This is a genomic window from Leifsonia sp. 10N434 (assembly GCF_056394405.1).
Genome location: NZ_JBFTHV010000007.1, coordinates 162,909 through 175,626, shown reverse-complemented (window position 1 = coordinate 175,626; position 12,718 = coordinate 162,909). Strand labels below are relative to the sequence as shown.

Here is a 12,718-nt window from a genome sequence, read left to right as displayed (position 1 = left end):
GCGTAACACAGCGTTCGTCGCATCCGCGTCCAATGCGAGAACGGTTCCTCACGGGACCGCGTCTCGTACGACGCCATAACAAGAGAGTGAGTCAGACATGGCGGGACAGAAGATCCGCATTCGGCTTAAGTCGTACGACCACGAGGTCATCGACACCTCGGCGCGCAAGATCGTCGACACCGTGACCCGTGCGGGCGCGACCGTTGTCGGCCCCGTGCCGCTTCCGACCGAGAAGAACGTGGTGTGCGTCATCCGTTCGCCCCACAAGTACAAGGACAGCCGCGAGCACTTCGAGATGCGCACGCACAAGCGCCTCATCGACATCATCGACCCGACGCCCAAGGCCGTCGACTCGCTCATGCGTCTCGACCTGCCCGCCGACGTCAACATCGAGATCAAGCTCTAGGGGGGATCATGTCTGCTATCGAGACCAAGATTTCCAAGGGCCTGCTCGGCAAGAAGCTCGGCATGACGCAGGTGTGGGACGAGAACAACAAGCTCATCCCCGTCACTGTCATCGAGATCACCCCGAACGTGGTCACCCAGGTGCGCACCCCCGAGGTCGACGGCTACAACGCCGTGCAGATCGCCTACGGCCAGATCGACCCGCGCAAGGTCAACAAGCCGTCGGCCGGTCACTTCGACAAGGCCGGTGTCACCCCCCGTCGCCACCTCACCGAGGTCCGCACCGCTGACGCCGCCGACTACGCGGCCGGCCAGGAGCTGACCGTCGACGCGATCTTCGAAGCCGGCCAGCTGGTCGACGTCGTCGGAACGTCGAAGGGCAAGGGCTTCGCCGGTGTCATGAAGCGCCACAACTTCAAGGGTGTCTCCTCCTCGCACGGTTCGCACCGCAACCACCGCAAGCCGGGCTCCATCGGCGCCTCCTCGACCCCGAGCCGTGTCTTCAAGGGCATGCGCATGGCTGGTCGCATGGGTGGCGAGCGCGTGACCGTTCTGAACCTCAAGGTTCAGGCCGTCGACGCCGAGAAGGGCCTCCTGCTGGTCAAGGGCGCCGTTCCCGGCGCGCGTGGCCGCATCGTTTTCGTCCGCAACGCAGTGAAGGGGGCCTAGTCGTATGGCTACCTCAATTGACGTCCTCGATGTCAAGGGCAAGAAGGCCGGCTCTGTCGAGCTTCCCGCCGACCTGTTCGACGTCCAGACCAACATCCCGCTGATCCACCAGGTCGTCGTGGCACAGCTCGCCGCTGCACGCCAGGGCACCCACAAGACCAAGCGTCGTGGTGAGGTCTCCGGCGCCGGCCGCAAGCCGTTCAAGCAGAAGGGAACCGGTCGCGCTCGTCAGGGCTCGATCCGCGCCCCTCAGATGACCGGCGGTGGCATCGTCCACGGACCGGTGCCCCGCAGCTACGCGCAGCGCACCCCCAAGAAGATGATCGCCGCTGCTCTGCTCGGTGCACTCAGCGACCGCGCCCGCGGAAGCCGTCTGCACGCTGTGGAGTCGCTCGCCCTCGGTGAGACCCCGTCGACCAAGGCCGTCGTGGAGTACCTCTCCGGAGTCGCCACCTCGAAGCACGTTCTCATCGTGCTCGAGCGCGACGACGCCGTGAGCGCTCTGAGCGTCCGCAACATCCCCACCGTGCACGTGCTGCACCACGACCAGCTGAACGCCTACGACGTTCTGGTGAGCGACGACATCGTCTTCACCAAGGGCGCCCTCGAGGCCTTCATCGCTGCGAAGACCAAGAAGGAAGAGGTGAACGCGTAATGGCCGTCAACAAGGACCCGCGCGACGTCATCATCGCTCCGGTCGTCTCTGAGAAGAGCTACGGCCTCATCGACGAGGGCAAGTACACCTTCCTCGTCGACCCGCGTTCGAACAAGACCGAGATCAAGCTCGCCATCGAGAAGATCTTCAAGGTCGAGGTCGCTTCGATCAACACCCTGAACCGTCAGGGCAAGACCCGTCGTACCAAGTTCGGTACCGGAAAGCGCAAGGACACCAAGCGTGCGATCGTCACGCTGAAGTCCGGTTCCATCGACATCTTCACGGCAGTTGGCTAAGGCCGGGATCTAGAGGAAAACAGACATGGCTATTCGTAAGTACAAGCCCACGACCCCCGGTCGTCGCGGTTCGAGCGTTGCCGATTTCGCCGAGATCACCCGATCGACGCCTGAGAAGTCGCTGCTCCGCCCGCTCTCCAAGACCGGTGGCCGCAACAACCAGGGCCGCATCACGACCCGGCACATCGGTGGTGGCCACAAGCGCCAGTACCGCGTCATCGACTTCCGTCGCAATGACAAAGACGGCGTGAACGCCAAGGTCGCTCACATCGAGTACGACCCCAACCGCACGGCGCGCATCGCGCTGCTCCACTACGTGGACGGCACCAAGCGCTACATCCTGGCCCCGAACAAGCTGGCGCAGGGCGACATCGTCGAGTCGGGTGCCGGCGCGGACATCAAGCCGGGCAACAACCTGCCGCTGCGCAACATCCCCACCGGTACCGTGATCCACGCGATCGAGCTGAAGCCGGGCGGCGGCGCCAAGATGGCCCGCTCCGCCGGTGCCTCGGTGCGTCTCGTCGCCAAGGACGGCCCCTACGCGCAGCTCCGTCTGCCGTCGGGCGAGATCCGCAACGTCGACGCCCGCTGCCGCGCCACGATCGGCGAGGTCGGCAACGCCGAGCAGTCGAACATCAACTGGGGCAAGGCCGGCCGCATGCGCTGGAAGGGCGTCCGCCCGACCGTGCGTGGTGTCGCCATGAACCCGATCGACCACCCGCACGGTGGTGGTGAGGGCAAGACCTCCGGTGGTCGCCACCCGGTCAGCCCGTGGGGCCAGAAAGAAGGCCGCACCCGCCACCCCAACAAGGAAAGCGACAAGCTCATCGTTCGTCGCCGTACCGCCGGCAAGAAGCGTAAGTAGGAGTAGAAGATGCCACGCAGTCTCAAAAAGGGCCCCTTCGTCGACGACCACCTGCTTCGCAAGGTCGTCACGGCGAACGAGGCCAACAGCAAGAACGTGATCAAGACCTGGTCGCGCCGCTCGATGATCGTCCCGGCCATGCTGGGTCACACCATCGCGGTGCACGACGGTCGCAAGCACATCCCGGTGTTCGTCACCGAGACCATGGTTGGGCACAAGCTCGGCGAGTTTGCCCCCACCCGCACCTTCCGTGGACACGTGAAGGACGACAAGAAGGGTCGTCGCCGCTAACGCGGTGACGTAAGGAGGAGAGAAATGGTGGAGTCGATCGCACGCGTGCGTCACATCCGCGTGACCCCCCAGAAGGCTCGTCGCGTCGTCAACCTGATTCGCGGCAAGCAGGCACAGGAGGCCCTGGCCATCCTGAAGTTCGCCCCGCAGGGTGCGAGCGAGCCGGTGTACAAGCTCGTCGCCTCGGCGATCGCCAACGCGCGAGTCAAGGCCGACGCCTCGAACACCTATCTGGACGAGCAGGACCTGTACGTGAGCAGCGCATTCGTCGATGAGGGCACGACCCTCAAGCGTTTCCAGCCGCGCGCACAGGGTCGGGCCTTCCGCATCAACAAGCGCACCAGCCACATCACGGTCGTCCTCGCGACGCCGGACGAGGCGGATGCTGCCAAGGCTACGAAGAAGGCGAGCAAGTAATGGGTCAGAAAGTCAATCCATACGGCTTCCGTCTGGGAATCACCACCGACCACGTGTCGCGCTGGTTCTCCGACAGCACCAAGAAGGGTCAGCGTTACAGCGACTACCTCGCTGAGGACGTCAAGATCCGTCGTCTGCTGCAGACGTCGCTCGACCGCGCGGGTGTCTCGCGCATCGAGATCGAGCGCACCCGTGACCGTGTCCGCGTCGACATCCACACCGCCCGTCCGGGCATCGTGATCGGTCGTCGTGGCGCCGAGGCCGAGCGCATCCGCTCCGACCTCGAGAAGCTCACCGGCAAGCAGATCCAGCTGAACATCCTCGAGGTGAAGAACCCCGAGGCCGACGCTCAGCTCGTCGCTCAGGGCATCGCCGAGCAGCTCTCCGCACGTGTGGCCTTCCGCCGCGCGATGCGCAAGGGCCTGCAGGGTGCTCAGCGCGCCGGCGCCAAGGGTGTCCGCATCCAGGTCTCGGGCCGCCTCGGTGGCGCCGAGATGAGCCGCTCGGAGTTCTACCGCGAGGGTCGTGTGCCGCTGCACACGCTCCGCGCGAACATCGACTACGGCTTCTACGAGGCCAAGACGACCTTCGGTCGCATCGGTGTCAAGGTGTGGATCTACAAGGGCGACATCACGAACAAGGAACTCGCTCGCGAGCAGGCGAACACCAAGTCCACCCGCCCCGAGCGTAACGACCGTCCGCGTCGCGGCGGGCGCAACAGCGCCCCGGCCGAGACCGCGCCGGCCGCAGCAGGAGTTGAGGCATAACCATGTTGATCCCACGTCGAGTCAAGCACCGCAAGCAGCACCACCCCGGCCGTTCCGGCCAGGCCACTGGTGGCACCAAGGTCTCCTTCGGTGAGTTCGGTATCCAGGCACTGACCCCCGCGTACGTGACCAACCGTCAGATCGAGTCCGCTCGTATCGCGATGACGCGTCACATCAAGCGTGGTGGAAAGGTGTGGATCAACATCTACCCCGACCGTCCGCTCACGAAGAAGCCGGCCGAGACCCGCATGGGTTCCGGTAAGGGTTCCCCCGAGTGGTGGGTCGCCAACGTCAAGCCGGGTCGAGTCCTCTTCGAGGTCTCCGGCGTCAACGAGGAACTCGCTCGTGAGGCCATGACCCGTGCAATCCACAAGCTGCCCCTCAAGGCACGCATCATCAAGCGCGAGGAGGGCGACGCGTAATGGCGATCGGATCCAAGGAGCTCGCATCCGCTGAGCTCGACACTTTCGAAGACGAGCGACTCGTCGACGAGCTGAAGAAGTCCAAGGAAGAGCTGTTCAACCTGCGCTTCCAGTCGGCCACCGGCCAGCTCGAGAGCCACGGCCGCCTGCGTGCGGTCAAGCGCGACATCGCTCGTATCTACACAGTCATCCGTGAGCGCGAGCTCGGCATCCGGGCCACCCCGGCCCCCGCCGACATCGCTCCGAAGGCTGAGAAGAAGACCAAGGCCAAGAAGGCGGCTCCGGCTGCCGAGGCGGCCGAGACTGAGACTGAGGAGGCCAAGTAATGGCTGAGACCACCAAGGCTGCGGCCGCGGAGTCGGCGGCCGACGAGGCCCTCGCGCGCGGTTACCGCAAGGCCCGCCGCGGTTACGTGACCAGCGACAAGATGGACAAGACCATCGTCGTCGAGGTCGAGGACCGCGTGAAGCACCCCCTGTACGGCAAGGTCATCCGCCGCACCTCCAAGGTGAAGGCGCACGATGAGAACAACTCCGCCGGCATCGGCGACCTCGTTCTCATCAACGAGACCCGTCCGCTGAGCGCCTCCAAGCGGTGGCGCCTGGTTGAGATTCTGGAGAAGGCCAAGTGATTCAGCAGGAATCCCGACTCAAGGTCGCCGACAACACGGGCGCCAAGGAGCTGCTCACCATCCGTGTTCTGGGTGGTTCCGGTCGCCGTTACGCGGGCCTGGGTGACACGATCGTCGCCACGGTCAAGGACGCGATCCCCGGCGGCAACGTCAAGAAGGGCGACGTCGTCAAGGCCGTCATCGTGCGGGTGGTCAAGCAGACCCGTCGTGCCGACGGCTCGTACATCAAGTTCGATGAGAACGCTGCAGTGATCTTGAAGAACGACGGCGACCCCCGTGGTACCCGTATCTTCGGGCCGGTCGGTCGCGAGCTCCGCGACAAGAAGTTCATGAAGATCATCTCGCTGGCACCGGAGGTTATCTAAGTCATGGCGAAGAACATCAAGAAGGGTGACCTCGTCCAGGTGATCTCGGGCGCGAGCCAGGCTCGCGGCGGAGACCGTGGCAAGCAGGGTCGCGTCATCGAGGTGCAGGTCGAGAAGAACCGCGTGATCGTGGAGGGTGTCAACTTCGTCACCAAGCACGTGCGCGTCGGACAGACGCAGCGCGGCACGAAGACCGGTGGCATCGAGACCCACGAGGCTCCGATCCACGTTTCGAACGTGGCGCTCGTCGACCCCGAGACCAAGAAGCCGACCCGCGTCGGCTTCCGCAGCGAGACCGTGACGAAGGACGGCGTCTCCAAGACGGTCCGCGTTCGCTACGCCAAGAAGTCAGGTAAGGACCTGTAATGACCGACACTGCAACCGCTGCTGGCAAAATCCAGCCGCGACTCAAGCAGAAGTACAAGAACGAGATCTCGGCTCAGCTGACCAAGGACCTCGGCTTCACCAACCCGCACCAGGTGCCGGGTCTCGTGAAGATCGTCGTCAACATGGGTGTCGGCGAGGCAGCTCGCGACGGCAAGATCATGGACGGTGCGGTCACCGACCTCACCAAGATCACCGGCCAGAAGCCGCAGGTCACGAAGGCCCGCAAGTCCATCGCGCAGTTCAAGCTGCGCGAGGGTCAGCCGATCGGCGCACACGTCACGCTGCGCGGCGACCGGATGTGGGAGTTCCTCGACCGGCTGCTCTCGCTCGCGCTGCCCCGTATCCGCGACTTCCGCGGCCTCTCGGACAAGCAGTTCGACGGCACCGGCAACTACACCTTCGGTCTCACGGAGCAGTCGATGTTCCACGAGATCGACCAGGACAAGATCGACCGTGTTCGCGGTATGGACATCACTGTGGTGACCACCGCGAAGAACGACGACGAGGGCCGCGCGCTGCTCAAGCAGCTCGGCTTCCCGTTCCGTTCGAACGACGCGGCCTAGTCCCACCCCCTGTCGGGCCGGCCGAACCGGCCGGCCCGCTTCCACCACAGGTCGTCAGTCGTGTAACGGCTGGACGAAACCTGGTGAACAAAGGAAACAACTGTAATGACAATGACAGATCCGGTCGCAGACATGCTGACCAGACTGCGCAACGCGAACTCGGCGCACCACGACACCGTGTCGATGCCGCACTCGAAGCTCAAGGCGCACATCGCCGACATCCTCAAGGCCGAAGGTTACATCGCCGGCTGGGAGGTCTCCGATGCACGCGTTGGTCAGACTCTGACCCTGAGCCTCAAGTTCGGACCGAACCGCGAGCGTTCCATCGCCGGTATCAAGCGCGTCTCGAAGCCCGGACTCCGCGTCTACGCGAAGTCCACGGAGCTCCCCACGGTGCTCGGCGGGCTCGGCGTCGCCATCCTGTCCACCTCCTCCGGTCTTCTGACCGACCGGCAGGCTGAGAAGAAGGGCGTGGGTGGGGAAGTCCTCGCCTACGTGTGGTAGTTCGACATGTCGCGTATTGGAAGACTGCCCATCGACGTCCCTGCGGGAGTCGATGTGAAGATCGACGGCCAGGTCGTCACCGTCAAGGGTCCGAAAGGTGAGCTCTCGCTCACCGTCGCCAACCCCATCGAGGTCAAGCTGGACGAGGGCAAGGTGCTCGTCACCCGTCCCGACGACGAGCGCTCGTCGCGTTCGCTCCACGGCCTGACCCGCACCCTGATCAACAACCAGATCATCGGCGTCACCGAGGGCTACTCGAAGGGCCTCGAGATCGTCGGCACCGGTTACCGCGTGGCGCAGAAGGGCGCGGGCGTCGAGTTCGCTCTCGGCTTCTCGCACCCGGTCAACGTCGAGCCGCCCGCGGGCATCACGTTCGCTGTGGAGGGCAACAACAAGCTCACTGTCAGCGGAATCGACAAGCAGGCCGTCGGTGAGGTCGCCGCCAACATCCGTAAGATCCGCAAGCCCGAGCCCTACAAGGGCAAGGGTGTGCGCTACGCCGGCGAGGTTGTCCGCCGCAAGGCCGGAAAGGCTGGTAAGTAACCATGGCTCTTGGAACCAGAGGAAAGAGCAAGTCCGCAGCGCGTGACCGCCGTCACGCCCGCCTTCGCAAGAAGGTCGAGGGCACCGCGGTCCGTCCGCGTCTGGTCGTCAACCGCTCGGCCCGTCACGTCTTCGTGCAGGTCGTCGACGACGCTCAGGGTCACACCCTCGCGTCTGCGTCGACCATGGAGGCGGACCTCCGCAGCTTCGACGGCGACAAGACCGCCAAGGCACGCAAGGTCGGCGAGCTCGTCGCCGAGCGTGCGAAGAGCGCGGGCATCGAGGCCGTCGTATTCGACCGTGGAGGCAGCAAGTACGCAGGTCGCGTCGCCGCTGTCGCCGAAGGAGCTCGAGAGGGTGGATTGAACCTGTGAGCGACGAACAGAACAACAAGGAGCAGACCGTGGCCGCAGAGGCGCCGGTGGAAACCGCCGCATCCACGACCAGCACGCAGAACGAGCCTCGCGAGGCTCGCCGCGGTGGCCGTGAGCGCAACCCCAACCGTGATCGCGGCAGCCGCGATCAGGACAAGAGCCAGTTCCTCGAGCGCGTTGTGACCATCAACCGTGTCTCCAAGGTCGTCAAGGGTGGTCGGCGCTTCAGCTTCACCGCTCTGGTGGTCGTCGGAGACGGCAACGGACTGGTCGGCGTCGGCTACGGCAAGGCCCGTGAGGTGCCGCTGGCGATCTCGAAGGGTGTCGAGGAGGCGAAGAAGAACTTCTTCCGCGTCCCGCGCGTCGGCAACACCATCCCGCACCCCGTGCAGGGTGAGGCAGCCGCCGGTGTGGTGCTTCTGCGCCCCGCCGCCGCCGGTACCGGTGTTATCGCCGGTGGCCCCGTGCGCGCCGTGCTCGAGTGCGCCGGTATCCACGACGTGCTCAGCAAGTCGCTCGGCTCGTCCAACACGATCAACATCGTGCACGCGACCGTCGAGGCGCTGCAGCAGCTCGAGGAGCCCCGTGCCGTCGCAGCTCGCCGTGGTCTCGACTACGACCAGGTCGCCCCGGCGCGCCTGCTTCGTACCGAGGCAGCGCTGGCCGAGGCCGCCGCGACCGCGAAGGCAGGTGCCTGATGGCTGCTCGTCTGAAGATCACGCAGATCAAGTCCAAAGTAAGTGAGAAGCAGTACCAGCGCGACACCCTTCGCAGTCTGGGACTGAAGCGCATCGGTGACGTCGTCGTCCGTGAGGACAACTCGCAGAACCGCGGGTACGTCAACACCGTCGCTCACCTGGTGAAGGTCGAGGAGATTGACTAATGGCTGACGAAAAAGAGGCAACCACCAAGGCTGCTGCTAAGCCGGCCGCCGAGAAGAAGGCTCCGGCCAAGAAGGCTCCGGCGAAGGCCGCTGCCGACAAGCCGGCCGCCGAGAAGAAGGCTCCGGCCAAGAAGGCTCCGGCGAAGGCCGCTGCCGCTTCGACGAGCGAGACCACCGCTGCCAAGGCTGAGAAGCCCGCAGCGAAGGCTCCCGCCAAGAAGGCCGAGGCCACGGAGAACCGCGAGCACGTGCTCAAGGTCCACCACCTGCGCCCCGCCGCCGGTTCCAAGAAGGACCGGACCCGCGTCGGACGCGGTGAGGGTTCCAAGGGTAAGACGGCAGGCCGTGGTACCAAGGGTACGAAGGCCCGCTACTCCGTCCGCCCCGGCTTCCAGGGTGGCCAGCTGCCGATGCACATGCGGGCTCCGAAGCTTCGCGGCTTCAAGAACCCGTTCCGCGTCGAGTACCAGGTCGTGAACCTGGAGAAGCTCGCCGAGCTCTACCCGTCGGGTGGTGACGTCACCGTCACCGATCTCGTCGCGAAGGGCGCCGTTCGCAAGAACGAGAAGGTCAAGGTTCTCGGCAATGGAGACATTGCGGTTAAGCTGAACGTTGCGGTCGACAAGGTCTCCGGCTCCGCCGAGCAGAAGATCGTCGCCGCGGGTGGCTCCGTCAAGTAGTCACTGGGATCGCTGGAACCGCCGGTTCCGCGCGACCTACGTAAAGTAGTGCAGTCGGGTGACCAGATCATCTGGTCACCCGGCTGACTCCTTACAGGAAAGCAGGACGCACTTTGTTTAGCGCCGTCGCGCGGATCTTCCGCACGCCAGATCTTCGCCGCAAGATCGCCTTCACCCTGGGCATCATCGCCCTGTTCCGGCTGGGGTCGTTCATCCCGGCTCCGTTCGTGGACTTCGGCAACGTGCAGGCCTGCCTCAATGCGAACCAGGACACGTCCGGTCTCTACTCGCTCGTCAACCTGTTCTCGGGTGGCGCGCTCCTCAAACTCTCGATCTTCGCGCTCGGCATCATGCCGTACATCACCGCGTCGATCATCGTGCAGCTGCTGCGCGTGGTCATTCCGCGCTTCGAGACCCTCTACAAAGAGGGTCAGGCCGGTCAGGCCAAGCTCACGCAGTACACCCGTTACCTCACGATCGCGCTCGGTGTGCTCCAGTCCACCACGCTGATCACCGTCGCCCGCAGCGGCGCGCTCTTCGGCACCACCGCCGTCTCGCAGTGCACGCAGCTCATCACCGACGACTCCTGGTACGCCATCATGCTCATGGTCATCACCATGACCGCCGGCACCGGCCTCATCATGTGGATGGGCGAGCTCGTCACCGAGCGCGGCATCGGCAACGGCATGTCGCTCCTCATCTTCACCTCGATCGCCGCGCAGTTCCCGAGCTCGCTCTGGGCCATCGCGCAGTCGCAGAACGTCGAGACACTCATCGTGGTGATCGCCATCGGATTGCTGATCGTGGCGGCCGTCGTGTTCGTCGAGCAATCGCAACGGCGCATCCCTGTGCAATACGCCAAACGGATGGTCGGCCGGCGCACCTACGGCGGCAACAACACGTACATCCCGATCAAGGTCAACATGGCCGGTGTCGTGCCGGTGATCTTCGCGTCGTCGCTGCTGTACCTGCCGGCGCTGATCGCGCAGTTCAACCAGCCCGCAGCGGGCAAGGCCCCTGCTCCCTGGGTGACCTGGATCACCAACTACCTCACCAAGGGCGATCACCCGCTCTACATGCTCCTGTACTTCCTGCTCATCGTGGGCTTCACCTACTTCTACGTCGCGATCACCTTCAACCCTGAAGAGGTCGCCGACAACATGAAGAAGTACGGCGGCTTCATCCCGGGCATCCGTGCCGGACGCCCGACCGCCGAGTACCTCGACTACGTGCTGACCCGCGTGACGCTCCCCGGAGCGATCTATCTGGGGTTGATCGCGCTGATACCTCTGATCGCCTTCGCGGCGATCGGGGCCAGTCAGAACTTCATGTTCGGAGGCACATCGATCCTGATCATCGTCGGTGTCGGACTCGAGACGGTCAAGCAGATCGACTCGCAACTCCAGCAGCGGCATTACGAAGGGCTGCTGCGATGACCCGGATGCTGATCGTCGGACCTCCTGGAGCAGGCAAGGGGACGCAGGCGTCCCGCATCACCTCCGCCTACGGGATCCCCGACATCTCCACCGGTGACATCTTCCGCGAGAACATCAAGAACGAGACGCCGCTCGGCAAGCAGGTCAAGGCCATCGTCGACTCCGGCGACTACGTGCCCGACAGCCTCACCAATGAGCTCGTCACCAACCGGCTGCTCCAGGACGACGCCCGGAACGGCTTCCTCCTCGACGGCTACCCGCGCACGCTCGAGCAGGTGCACTTCCTCGATCAGCTGCTGGATTCCAAGGGTCAGAAGCTCGAGGCCGTCATCCAGCTGGTCGCCGATCAGGACGAGATCGTCTCCCGCCTGACGAAGCGAGCGCAGGAGCAGGGCCGCGCCGACGACTCGGAGGACGCCATCCGGCACCGCCAGCAGGTCTACCTGCGCGAGACCTCGCCGCTGATCGACGTCTACCGCGACCGGGGTCTCCTGGTCGAGGTCGACGGCCTCGGCGACATGGACGAAGTGGCCGAGCGCATCAAGGCGGCTCTGGCCGAGCGCGGCATCGTGCCCGTCGGCCAGCGCGACGAGTCGGTGGCGTAGGGCCGTTGGTCTTCAAGCGGTCCATCTACAAGTCGCCCGCGCAGCTCCGGCTGATGGTGGCGCCCGGTCTGGTGACCGCGGCCTCGCTCGACGCCGTGCAGAACGGCATCGCGGCGGGTGTCTCGACGCTGGAGCTGGACGCCCTGGCCGAGCAGGCCATCATCGCCGCTGGCGGCACGCCGAACTTCAAGCTCGAGCACGGATACCTCCACACGATCTGCGCGTCGGTGAACGACGAGGTGGTGCACGGCATCCCCGGTGCGCGCATCCTGCAGCCCGGTGACGTCGTCTCGATCGACAGCGGCGCCGTGCTCGACGGCTGGAACGGCGACGCGGCGCGGACCTTCGTGCTGCCCGATCCGACCCGCCCGGAGGTCGTCGCCGAGCGGCAGCGTCTCTCCGACGTGACCGAGGCATCGCTGTGGCACGGCATCGCCCGGCTCGCATCCGCCTCCTACCTCAACGAGGTGGGCGAGGCGATCGAAGAGCACATCCTTTCGCAGGGGGAGTACGGCATCCTGACCGACTACATCGGGCACGGCATCGGGCGCCGGATGCACGAGGAGCCGCCGGTCTTCAACTACCGCGTGCGCGCGAAGGGCCCGGAGGTCAAACCCGGTCTGGTCGTCGCGATCGAGCCGATGGTGGTGCTCGGCGACGCCGAGACCTACGTGAAGGACGACGGCTGGACCGTCGCCACGGAGGACCACTCGGCCGCAGCGCACTGGGAGCACAGCGTCGCGGTGCACAAAGACGGCATCTGGGTGCTCACCGCCGCCGACGGCGGAGCGGCAGGACTCGCCCCGTTCGGCATCGTCCCGGCGCCCCTCGCGTGACCTGCTCGCGCAGGGCGAACGCAGATCATACACAAGGATTAGCCAAACGCCAGTTAATCCCATAAGATTGATCCTTGGTGTCTTGGGCGTGCTTTTTGCATGCCATTCACCACAATCAACGCAC

23 protein-coding genes are annotated in these 12,718 nt (G+C 65.0%); all 23 read left to right on the top strand.

Annotated elements, in window-relative coordinates:
• The first annotated feature begins 97 nt into the window (after positions 1-97).
• The 23 genes from rpsJ to map all read left to right on the top strand — a co-directional run bounded on the left by rpsJ (position 98) and on the right by map (position 12,594).
• Positions 98-406 (top strand): 30S ribosomal protein S10, encoded by a 309-nt coding sequence (gene rpsJ, locus AC1DB1_RS17170; protein ID WP_005050520.1) that lies wholly within the window; start codon positions 98-100, stop codon positions 404-406.
• Between the two features lie 8 nt (positions 407-414).
• Positions 415-1,074, top strand: coding sequence for a 50S ribosomal protein L3 (rplC, locus tag AC1DB1_RS17165; protein WP_271175715.1), 660 nt, complete (start codon positions 415-417; stop codon positions 1,072-1,074).
• Between the two features lie 4 nt (positions 1,075-1,078).
• Positions 1,079-1,729 carry a 50S ribosomal protein L4 gene (rplD, locus tag AC1DB1_RS17160; RefSeq protein WP_271175714.1) on the top strand — a complete coding sequence of 217 codons (651 nt, stop codon included), beginning with the start codon at positions 1,079-1,081 and terminating at the stop codon, positions 1,727-1,729.
• Positions 1,729-2,025 carry a 50S ribosomal protein L23 gene (gene rplW, locus AC1DB1_RS17155; RefSeq protein ID WP_271175713.1) on the top strand — a complete coding sequence of 99 codons (297 nt, stop codon included), beginning with the start codon at positions 1,729-1,731 and terminating at the stop codon, positions 2,023-2,025. The genes rplD and rplW overlap by 1 nt, the downstream gene beginning before the upstream one ends.
• Positions 2,026-2,050: 25 nt before the next feature.
• Complete coding sequence (rplB, locus tag AC1DB1_RS17150; RefSeq protein WP_271175712.1) at positions 2,051-2,890, top strand: 50S ribosomal protein L2; 840 nt, start codon at positions 2,051-2,053, stop codon at positions 2,888-2,890.
• A 9-nt stretch (positions 2,891-2,899) separates the two neighbouring features.
• Positions 2,900-3,181, top strand: coding sequence for a 30S ribosomal protein S19 (gene rpsS / locus AC1DB1_RS17145; protein WP_157157198.1), 282 nt, complete (start codon positions 2,900-2,902; stop codon positions 3,179-3,181).
• Positions 3,182-3,205: 24 nt separating this feature from the next.
• Positions 3,206-3,598, top strand: a complete 393-nt coding sequence (gene rplV / locus AC1DB1_RS17140) for a 50S ribosomal protein L22 (RefSeq protein ID WP_271175711.1) — start codon at positions 3,206-3,208, stop codon at positions 3,596-3,598.
• Positions 3,598-4,365 (top strand): 30S ribosomal protein S3, encoded by a 768-nt coding sequence (gene rpsC / locus AC1DB1_RS17135; RefSeq protein WP_271175710.1) that lies wholly within the window; start codon positions 3,598-3,600, stop codon positions 4,363-4,365. The genes rplV and rpsC overlap by 1 nt, the downstream gene beginning before the upstream one ends.
• Before the next feature lie 2 nt (positions 4,366-4,367).
• Entirely contained in the window at positions 4,368-4,787 is a 420-nt protein-coding gene (gene rplP, locus AC1DB1_RS17130; RefSeq protein ID WP_271175709.1) for a 50S ribosomal protein L16, read from the top strand.
• Positions 4,787-5,113, top strand: a complete 327-nt coding sequence (gene rpmC / locus AC1DB1_RS17125) for a 50S ribosomal protein L29 (RefSeq protein ID WP_271175708.1) — start codon at positions 4,787-4,789, stop codon at positions 5,111-5,113. Before rplP ends, rpmC begins: the two co-directional genes overlap by 1 nt.
• Positions 5,113-5,418, top strand: coding sequence for a 30S ribosomal protein S17 (rpsQ, locus tag AC1DB1_RS17120; RefSeq protein WP_271175707.1), 306 nt, complete (start codon positions 5,113-5,115; stop codon positions 5,416-5,418). Before rpmC ends, rpsQ begins: the two co-directional genes overlap by 1 nt.
• A complete protein-coding gene (rplN, locus tag AC1DB1_RS17115; RefSeq protein WP_271175706.1) occupies positions 5,415-5,783 on the top strand; it encodes a 50S ribosomal protein L14 in 369 nt (122 codons plus the stop codon). The genes rpsQ and rplN overlap by 4 nt, the downstream gene beginning before the upstream one ends.
• 3 nt (positions 5,784-5,786) lie before the next feature.
• Positions 5,787-6,149 carry a 50S ribosomal protein L24 gene (rplX, locus tag AC1DB1_RS17110; RefSeq protein WP_271175705.1) on the top strand — a complete coding sequence of 121 codons (363 nt, stop codon included), beginning with the start codon at positions 5,787-5,789 and terminating at the stop codon, positions 6,147-6,149.
• Positions 6,149-6,733 (top strand): 50S ribosomal protein L5, encoded by a 585-nt coding sequence (rplE, locus tag AC1DB1_RS17105; protein WP_271175704.1) that lies wholly within the window; start codon positions 6,149-6,151, stop codon positions 6,731-6,733. Before rplX ends, rplE begins: the two co-directional genes overlap by 1 nt.
• 105 nt (positions 6,734-6,838) lie before the next feature.
• Positions 6,839-7,237: a 30S ribosomal protein S8 gene (gene rpsH / locus AC1DB1_RS17100; RefSeq protein WP_271175703.1), complete on the top strand. Its 399-nt coding sequence runs from the start codon at positions 6,839-6,841 to the stop codon at positions 7,235-7,237.
• A gap of 6 nt (positions 7,238-7,243) precedes the next feature.
• Positions 7,244-7,780, top strand: a complete 537-nt coding sequence (gene rplF / locus AC1DB1_RS17095) for a 50S ribosomal protein L6 (protein ID WP_271175702.1) — start codon at positions 7,244-7,246, stop codon at positions 7,778-7,780.
• Positions 7,781-7,782: 2 nt separating this feature from the next.
• Positions 7,783-8,154 carry a 50S ribosomal protein L18 gene (rplR, locus tag AC1DB1_RS17090; RefSeq protein WP_271175701.1) on the top strand — a complete coding sequence of 124 codons (372 nt, stop codon included), beginning with the start codon at positions 7,783-7,785 and terminating at the stop codon, positions 8,152-8,154.
• Positions 8,155-8,183: 29 nt separating this feature from the next.
• A complete protein-coding gene (gene rpsE / locus AC1DB1_RS17085) occupies positions 8,184-8,852 on the top strand; it encodes a 30S ribosomal protein S5 (protein WP_271175768.1) in 669 nt (222 codons plus the stop codon).
• The gene (gene rpmD / locus AC1DB1_RS17080) at positions 8,852-9,037 is read left to right on the top strand and encodes a 50S ribosomal protein L30 (RefSeq protein WP_271175700.1); all 186 of its coding nucleotides are present in this window, start codon (positions 8,852-8,854) and stop codon (positions 9,035-9,037) included. Before rpsE ends, rpmD begins: the two co-directional genes overlap by 1 nt.
• A complete protein-coding gene (gene rplO / locus AC1DB1_RS17075) occupies positions 9,037-9,717 on the top strand; it encodes a 50S ribosomal protein L15 (RefSeq protein ID WP_477201668.1) in 681 nt (226 codons plus the stop codon). Before rpmD ends, rplO begins: the two co-directional genes overlap by 1 nt.
• Positions 9,718-9,830: 113 nt before the next feature.
• Positions 9,831-11,153 carry a preprotein translocase subunit SecY gene (gene secY / locus AC1DB1_RS17070; protein ID WP_271175698.1) on the top strand — a complete coding sequence of 441 codons (1,323 nt, stop codon included), beginning with the start codon at positions 9,831-9,833 and terminating at the stop codon, positions 11,151-11,153.
• Positions 11,150-11,758: an adenylate kinase gene (locus AC1DB1_RS17065; protein WP_271175697.1), complete on the top strand. Its 609-nt coding sequence runs from the start codon at positions 11,150-11,152 to the stop codon at positions 11,756-11,758. Before secY ends, AC1DB1_RS17065 begins: the two co-directional genes overlap by 4 nt.
• A gap of 5 nt (positions 11,759-11,763) precedes the next feature.
• Positions 11,764-12,594 carry a type I methionyl aminopeptidase gene (gene map / locus AC1DB1_RS17060; protein ID WP_477201667.1) on the top strand — a complete coding sequence of 277 codons (831 nt, stop codon included), beginning with the start codon at positions 11,764-11,766 and terminating at the stop codon, positions 12,592-12,594.
• Positions 12,595-12,718 lie beyond the last annotated feature (124 nt).

Coding starts and splice junctions, on each gene's coding strand:
- rpsJ (WP_005050520.1), top strand. CDS start 98: ATGGCGGGACAGAAGATCCGCATTCGGCTTAAGTCGTACGACCACGAG.
- rplC (WP_271175715.1), top strand. CDS start 415: ATGTCTGCTATCGAGACCAAGATTTCCAAGGGCCTGCTCGGCAAGAAG.
- rplD (WP_271175714.1), top strand. CDS start 1,079: ATGGCTACCTCAATTGACGTCCTCGATGTCAAGGGCAAGAAGGCCGGC.
- rplW (WP_271175713.1), top strand. CDS start 1,729: ATGGCCGTCAACAAGGACCCGCGCGACGTCATCATCGCTCCGGTCGTC.
- rplB (WP_271175712.1), top strand. CDS start 2,051: ATGGCTATTCGTAAGTACAAGCCCACGACCCCCGGTCGTCGCGGTTCG.
- rpsS (WP_157157198.1), top strand. CDS start 2,900: ATGCCACGCAGTCTCAAAAAGGGCCCCTTCGTCGACGACCACCTGCTT.
- rplV (WP_271175711.1), top strand. CDS start 3,206: ATGGTGGAGTCGATCGCACGCGTGCGTCACATCCGCGTGACCCCCCAG.
- rpsC (WP_271175710.1), top strand. CDS start 3,598: ATGGGTCAGAAAGTCAATCCATACGGCTTCCGTCTGGGAATCACCACC.
- rplP (WP_271175709.1), top strand. CDS start 4,368: ATGTTGATCCCACGTCGAGTCAAGCACCGCAAGCAGCACCACCCCGGC.
- rpmC (WP_271175708.1), top strand. CDS start 4,787: ATGGCGATCGGATCCAAGGAGCTCGCATCCGCTGAGCTCGACACTTTC.
- rpsQ (WP_271175707.1), top strand. CDS start 5,113: ATGGCTGAGACCACCAAGGCTGCGGCCGCGGAGTCGGCGGCCGACGAG.
- rplX (WP_271175705.1), top strand. CDS start 5,787: ATGGCGAAGAACATCAAGAAGGGTGACCTCGTCCAGGTGATCTCGGGC.
- rplE (WP_271175704.1), top strand. CDS start 6,149: ATGACCGACACTGCAACCGCTGCTGGCAAAATCCAGCCGCGACTCAAG.
- rpsH (WP_271175703.1), top strand. CDS start 6,839: ATGACAATGACAGATCCGGTCGCAGACATGCTGACCAGACTGCGCAAC.
- rplF (WP_271175702.1), top strand. CDS start 7,244: ATGTCGCGTATTGGAAGACTGCCCATCGACGTCCCTGCGGGAGTCGAT.
- rplR (WP_271175701.1), top strand. CDS start 7,783: ATGGCTCTTGGAACCAGAGGAAAGAGCAAGTCCGCAGCGCGTGACCGC.
- rpmD (WP_271175700.1), top strand. CDS start 8,852: ATGGCTGCTCGTCTGAAGATCACGCAGATCAAGTCCAAAGTAAGTGAG.
- rplO (WP_477201668.1), top strand. CDS start 9,037: ATGGCTGACGAAAAAGAGGCAACCACCAAGGCTGCTGCTAAGCCGGCC.
- AC1DB1_RS17065 (WP_271175697.1), top strand. CDS start 11,150: ATGACCCGGATGCTGATCGTCGGACCTCCTGGAGCAGGCAAGGGGACG.